The 6,468-nt window shown below is 50.0% G+C and carries 4 protein-coding genes; all 4 read right to left on the bottom strand.

Going from position 1 to position 6,468, the window contains the following annotated elements; all coding sequences use genetic code 11:
* The coding region (locus tag VIM87_RS04800) for a sodium:solute symporter family transporter (protein ID WP_414649586.1) at nucleotides 1-933 on the bottom strand (933 nt) is incomplete at its 3' end.
* Nucleotides 934-949: 16 nt separating this feature from the next.
* Nucleotides 950-2,158, bottom strand: a complete 1,209-nt coding sequence (locus VIM87_RS04795; protein ID WP_331995877.1) for a glycoside hydrolase family 172 protein — start codon at nucleotides 2,156-2,158, stop codon at nucleotides 950-952.
* Between the two features lie 24 nt (nucleotides 2,159-2,182).
* Nucleotides 2,183-4,018: a RagB/SusD family nutrient uptake outer membrane protein gene (locus VIM87_RS04790; RefSeq protein WP_331995876.1), complete on the bottom strand. Its 1,836-nt coding sequence runs from the start codon at nucleotides 4,016-4,018 to the stop codon at nucleotides 2,183-2,185.
* Between the two features lie 137 nt (nucleotides 4,019-4,155).
* The coding region (locus VIM87_RS04785) for a SusC/RagA family TonB-linked outer membrane protein (protein WP_331995875.1) at nucleotides 4,156-6,468 on the bottom strand (2,313 nt) is incomplete at its 5' end.

Below are 6,468 nucleotides of genomic sequence, written 5' to 3'. Positions count from 1 at the left end.
CCACATCACCGCGGCACTGATACTGGGTAATGTAACCAGCAATAGCAGCAGGAACATGCTGATAGCTGTCACCACATACATGGTCAGCGCTTCTGCCGGTGTGCGCGTGGAAAGAATGCGCTGCCCTTCCATGGCGCCACCCATGGGAGCCGCATCGCCGCCGTAGCCGATGCTTTGCCCCAGCAGCCAGCCCAATGCAGCAGCAAGGGGAAACACGGTATGATCTTTTGGTGGTATGGAGCCCAGTATCTCTGCACCCGAGGGGCCGAACTTAGTCTGAATGGCAGTTACCATTGCCTCTGCGCCGCCGAAGTGCCGGAGCGTAAGCCAGGCAAGCATTAATGTGCCGATGAGAAAAATGATCATCTGTATAAAATTCGAGATCACCACACCCTTGTATCCTGAAGAGAATACAAAAAGAAGTGAAACCGGCACTATGAGATATAATGTTTCCAGCTTGGAGAGGTTAAAGGCCGGTCCCATGATCTTACAGGCAGCCAGCAGCGTAATGCCCGTCCAGGCAGGCATGGCCACCATGGAAGTACGCAGGGCGATCCACAGCCGTATTGCGGCAGCAGCGCCTTTGGGAAAACGCAGGTCATAAAATTCAAGTGTAGTGAACAGGTTCAGGCGGCGCCAGAAAACAGCAAACAGCACCCCGCCGAGAAAAAGCGCCAGGCCAAACCGGCTCAGGTACCACCAGCAAATGAAACCGCCGGTAGCCACTGCCAGGCCGCCATAACCGGTAGCTGCATCGGGGCTTACCAACGCTGCCGTATAAGAAATACCGTTTAGCCATCCGGGTATTTTACGGCCTCCCAGGAAAAAATTATCCATGCTCTTGTTGGCGAAACGGCGGTGCCAGAACCCTGTGCCAAGCATCAGCAAAATATAGATCCCCACTATCCAGATGTCTATTTGGTGCCAGTTCATATGTGATTCCGGTTTATTAGAGAATGCCTTTTAATCGTTGTTCGAGCGGCGCCAGCGGCGGCAGGTTGTTCTCCGGCTTATCCAGGTAGAAATAGGCGGTGGCGGAATAATTATCCACGCGGTAAAAATTCACCCATTCATCTGCCGGGAACCGGTCGTCCATCAGATCAGGATACGCAGGCTCTTCCAGCAGTTTTATAAGCCCTTTCTGCGTCATCACGGAAACGGGCTTCACTTTGCCGCCTGCTTTTGCAATGGCCCTGATCTTGTCCCTTCCGCCGCCGCCCATTTGCTGGATGGTCACCTTACAATCCGTCTGGAAGTAAACGGGATCAGGAATGTGATAACGGTAAAACGCATACTGCCCTTTTTGTTTATCAACAATGGGCGCACCCTGGTACAGATGTGCAAAAGGACCAAGATTCCATGCGGAGCCTACGTAATCTTCGGTACCGGTACCAACAAGCGTAGGATATTGTTTATCCCCGTCCAGGTACATTTTTATCTCTCCTTCGCCAAACCAGGTATCGCCGTAAACCTTGTCGGGAATGATGCTTAGGTTGGTGCCTAAAAAACGCCCCTTCCCTTTTACCTGCGGCAGTATTTCAAAATCATCGCCCAGCCTGCCATCTGCGCTGCTGGTCCAGCATGCATGGAAATAGGCGATCTCCTGCGGATGTTTTTTCACCTTCGTAAAGTTCACATCAAAGAACAGCAGCTGATCATGTTTGGACTCATTCACAAAAACGATCTTCGCATGTTTTTTAAAAGGCATAGGGATAAAACAATTAAATGATTTGCCTTCAGGATCTGAGAACAGCGCACTTTGAAAAGCCGTTCTGCGTCCAAGCCCGATGCCAAAAAAATCTCCCAGTGGCACTGATACTGCGGGTTTGGCGGCGCCGTCCCAATACATTTCGATATAAATGGAACGGAGCGAAGCCGGGCTTCTTTCAATAATAGTCATCCATATCCGGTTGATCACTCCTGCCCCGTTGTAATCCATCATTACTTTCCGTTCGCCTGCCCTTATCCATTCTGATGCGTGCCCTTTTGCGCCTTTGTTTTCCATGCCGCCCTTTCCTTTCTCAGCAGAAGCATTCTCCAGGCTTACCCATTGCGTTTCAGCGCCGGCAGGCATTTCATACAGTTGCTGGCCATGCGTGTCCGCGAAAAAGAAGCAGCATAACAACAACATGCATCCGCAGTTGAATAATCTTGTCATTTGTATTGGTTATTTGATGATAGCTTACCAGCCCGGGTTTTGCACCAGGTTCCTGTTCTTTTCAAGCTCGCGCTGTTGAATGGGCCACAGATAATGTTTCTTTTCGAACACTCTTTTTTCCACCACTTTTCTTACATAAAACGCATCGCTGGAAATGTTGTAGCCGTCCGTTAACACATCCAGACCGTAAATGTTTGCATTGTCTATTTTCTCTGCGATCTTCCAGCGATGCGCATCAAAATAGCGGTGTGTTTCAAAGGCCAGCTCTATGCGCCGTTCATGACGGATCCTTTCCCGCATATCTGACTGTGAGAGGCCCGGCGGCAGACCTGGCAAGCCTGCGCGGTCACGGATCAGGTTCACATATTTGTACACATCCGGCAGGGGTCCCTGTGCTTCGTTCAATGCTTCAGCATAGTTGAGGTACTGTTCACCCAAACGGAAAAATATCCAGGTTCTGATGGGCCCTGCTTTGGGCTGCATAACATACGAGGGGTTCGTTAGTTTTTTCATAAGATATCCTGTTTCGCTGAAATTTGCACCGGCGTCGAATGGCCGGCCGTCAAGTCCTCCTTTCCAGAATTCCAGCGGGGTATTCCTGTTCTGCGGGGGGCCGGTTTTAAACTTTGCGCCTGTGAAATTAATGCTGGCATAAAAGCGGGGCTCCCGGCCTACATACATTCCGCGCGTACCCGCATAATATTGATCGGTGGCATCAGCGGCCTGGCTGCTCTCGTTATAGCCTGAAAGGGGGTTGATAATAGGCGTCATATCTGCATTATAACCCAGGATGGGGCGTATGCCATTCGCCATTTCATAATCATCCACAATATTTTGCGTAGCATTCTGCAAAGGCCAGCCGGCGCCGGGCATTCCCCTTGGTTCGCTATAGGCATCTATGTTCAGATAATCAGGATCATTGCTGGTAAAAAATACTTCTTCGTTAAAATTAATGTAGAATACTTCCTGGTAATTTTTCACAGGATCGGCGCCGGAACGGTGTAATTTATGTCCGGCAGATTCTGCCAGGTCTATACAGGCTTTTGCTGCGGTGGCGGCAGCATCCCATCTCGCTGCCTGAAAATCCGGGAACAGGCGCATGCCCTCCTTGTCTGTAAATGAGGCATAATCAGGATTGCCGTTCCACAGCGGGCTGGCCATGTATAACAGTGCCCTGGCCTTCAGCGCCATACAAGCTACTTTGGAGGGTTTGCCGTAATCAGTAGTAGCCGTTATCCGCAGTGGCAGCAGGGCGGCTGCCTTGTCGCATTCACTAACAATAAATTCCACACACTTGTCAATGGGCTGGCGTTTAAAAGCAGTGAGGTCCTCATCCAGCAGCAGCGTTCTGTCTATGATCGGCACCGGGCCATAAGCCCTGATCAGGAAAAAATGATTAAGCGCACGCAGGAACATGGCCTCTCCTTTCCAGTTAGTGATCTTGTCTTCTGTTGCTATTTCAGATGGCGCCAGCTTGCTGATGTTTTCCAGGAAGATATTCGCCTTGCGAATGGCAAAGTAGCTTTGCGACCAGATGTCCTGCACATATGAATCGGCGTTCCAGTTGCCGTTATTCATAGCGTTGGTGAAGTTGGGCTCATAGCTGATCTCCAGCTCATCTGTGGCGGCATCGAATGTATTATTGACCGCGCATCCGTTACAGGGATTATCCACCATCGCCAGCTCTTTCGGAAGGTGGGAATAGATATTGGCAAGATATTGTTCGGCAAAAATTGCGTTGGTGAATACCTGCTCCAGTGTGAGGTCTTCATCCGGTGTTTTCTCCAGGTAATCCCTTTTACAGGATGGCGTTGCAAAAAGCAGTACTGCGGCCAGCAGGAGAATGATATATGATTTCATCCGAAAATAATTTTAATTTTTTTAATGGCCGGATGGAACTCCCCGGCTATTTAATGCTATTTAGCCACATGATTTTCATGCCCTGTGTGCTAAATTGAACTTTAACATTGTCGTTTCATATACCCGATTTAAGTTGACTAAAAATTGGCTTCCAGCCCGAAATTGTAGTTGCGCGGAATAGGATAACCGCCGGTACCAAAATCCGATTCAGGATCGATTACTTTGATCTTATCCCAGGTAGCGAGATTGGTTCCCTGCACAAATACCCGGATGCTTCTTAGCGCGGCTTTTTTAGTGAGGTTCACGGGAATGGTGTAGCCGATCTCCGCGTTCTTGATCCGCAGGTAATCACCGCTTCTTTGCCACAATGTGGAACCCGTGTAGTTGTTGGTACTGCCTGCCCTTACCGCCGGAAATTCTGCATGCTCGTTATTACCGCCTACAATAAAACGTTTATCGTACACCTGCTGCATTACGTTGTAATAACCGGCCTGCCCGGAAAAGGCCCAGGCGGTCCACCCTTGCGTGAAAAAGAAATCGCGGTGGGCTGCTCCCGTAAAGAAGATGGTGGCGTCAAACCCTTTCCAGGCTGCAGTGGCCCCGAAGCCGTACATGATCTGCGGCTCAGAGCCGTAGCTGCCGATGATCACACGGTCGGCTGAAGTGATCTGCCCATCTTTATTAACATCCTCGTATTTAATATCGCCCGGGCGGATCACAGACTGCAATGCGGTTTGTGGAGGACTGTTGTCTATGTCCCGCTGATCCTGGAAAAAGCCCAGCGCGCGGTAGCCCAGGTTAGCGCCAATGGAGCTTCCCCTGAAATCCTGGTAGGGATACAGCGATGGCGGAGCATCGTTTTCAATGATCTTATTTTTTGCGAAGGTGAAATTGCCGGTGAAGGAATAATAAAACCCGCCTTTCGTAGTATTCCTGAGCTGTAAGGTGCCTTCAAATCCTTTGTTCTCAGTGATGCCTACGTTGGCGAAAGGCACCGTGCCGCCGGGGTAACCGGCATAAATGGGAATGGTTCTCCGTTCCAGCAGCTGCCCTTCGCGGCGCTCGTGAAAAACGCTGGTGGTCAGTGTGATTCTGCTGTCGAACATTTCGAGGTCAAAACCCAGGTCTGTTTTATAAGCCGTTTCCCAGGTTACATTCATATTCCCGATGCGGGCCTCGCTTTTACCGCCAGGGTTACGGTTCTGGTCCAGGCCAAACACATAACCTGTGGCGGATTTGTTATAAGTGCTCTGATACAGAAAACGCGCGCCCCCGATACGGTCGTTGCCCACTATGCCGTAGTTGCCCCGCAGCTTAAGCAGGTTCACTACGTTCTTGTTCCAGAATTTTTCGTTGGAAACTATCCAGCCCGCGCCAATGGCCGGGAAAAAGCCATACCGCTTGCCCTTGGGAAAGTTCTCGGATCCGTTGTAGCCTGCGCTCAGCTGCAGCAGGTACCTGTAGTTATAATGATAGGTGAGGCGGCTGATAAGGCCCTGCCGCCGTTCGGGCAGATTATCAATAGAATTGGTGGCATTGACGTTCGTGAATTCCCTTCTTTCCGCCGTGAGCATACCAGTCACATAATGATTACCAAAAGCGCGTTCATAATCAATGCCTGCCTGCGCATACATCGTTCTATATGTTTCATTCAGGTTCCGGAAACCCAAAGGTGATTCGGTAGACCATTGCTTATATGTTTCAGCGCCCGTTACCGGGTCTTTTGCATAAGAATAGGTAGCAGGCATCTTTTGCCGGATGTTCTGTGTAATGTCCACCACATCAAAGGCCACCAGGCCGCGGGCAGACAAGCCACGCGTTACATAGGAAAGATCCCATTTGGCGGAAAGGTTGCTCACCAGTGTATTGTAGAACTGTTTGGTATAGCCTGTTTGAGTAGTTAGCGCATAAGGGTTCAATAACAGATCGCCAAAAGCGCCGGGCTGGCTGCCATCGGGATTTTTGACGGGATAAGTGTTTGGCGCTGTGAGCTTCAGGCCCGTGAGGATCCTTCCCGCATCCGTGCCCGGGAAGTTGGTATTGGAAATAATCCCTGAAAGCCCCAGTGCAAGTGAAAATCTTTTACTCAGCTTAACATCTATGTTCGACCGGAAATTGTAGCGCTTCAGGGCGGCGTTGGTCTTATAGCTGTTGGCCGGGTCTTCGTTATAAATACCTTCCTGTATGGTATAACCGAGGTTCAGATAATACTGTACGGTTTCCGTACCACCGGATACACCAAGATTATTCATCATTTGCCGGGTCCTTTTTTTCAACACCACATCGTACCAGTTCACATTGGGGTACAGGTAAGGATCGGAACCATCTTTATACTTCTGTATCTCCGCAGGGGAAAATTTTGGCGGTTCGCCTACGTTGGCAAGGGCTTCATTATGCAGTAATGCATATTCATCCCCGTCGATATTATCTTCAATGCGCATGGGCACCAC

It is taken from the genome of Chitinophaga sp. (genome assembly GCF_036569125.1).
Lineage (GTDB): Bacteria > Bacteroidota > Bacteroidia > Chitinophagales > Chitinophagaceae > Chitinophaga.
This window is presented reverse-complemented; position numbering and strand designations above follow the sequence as displayed.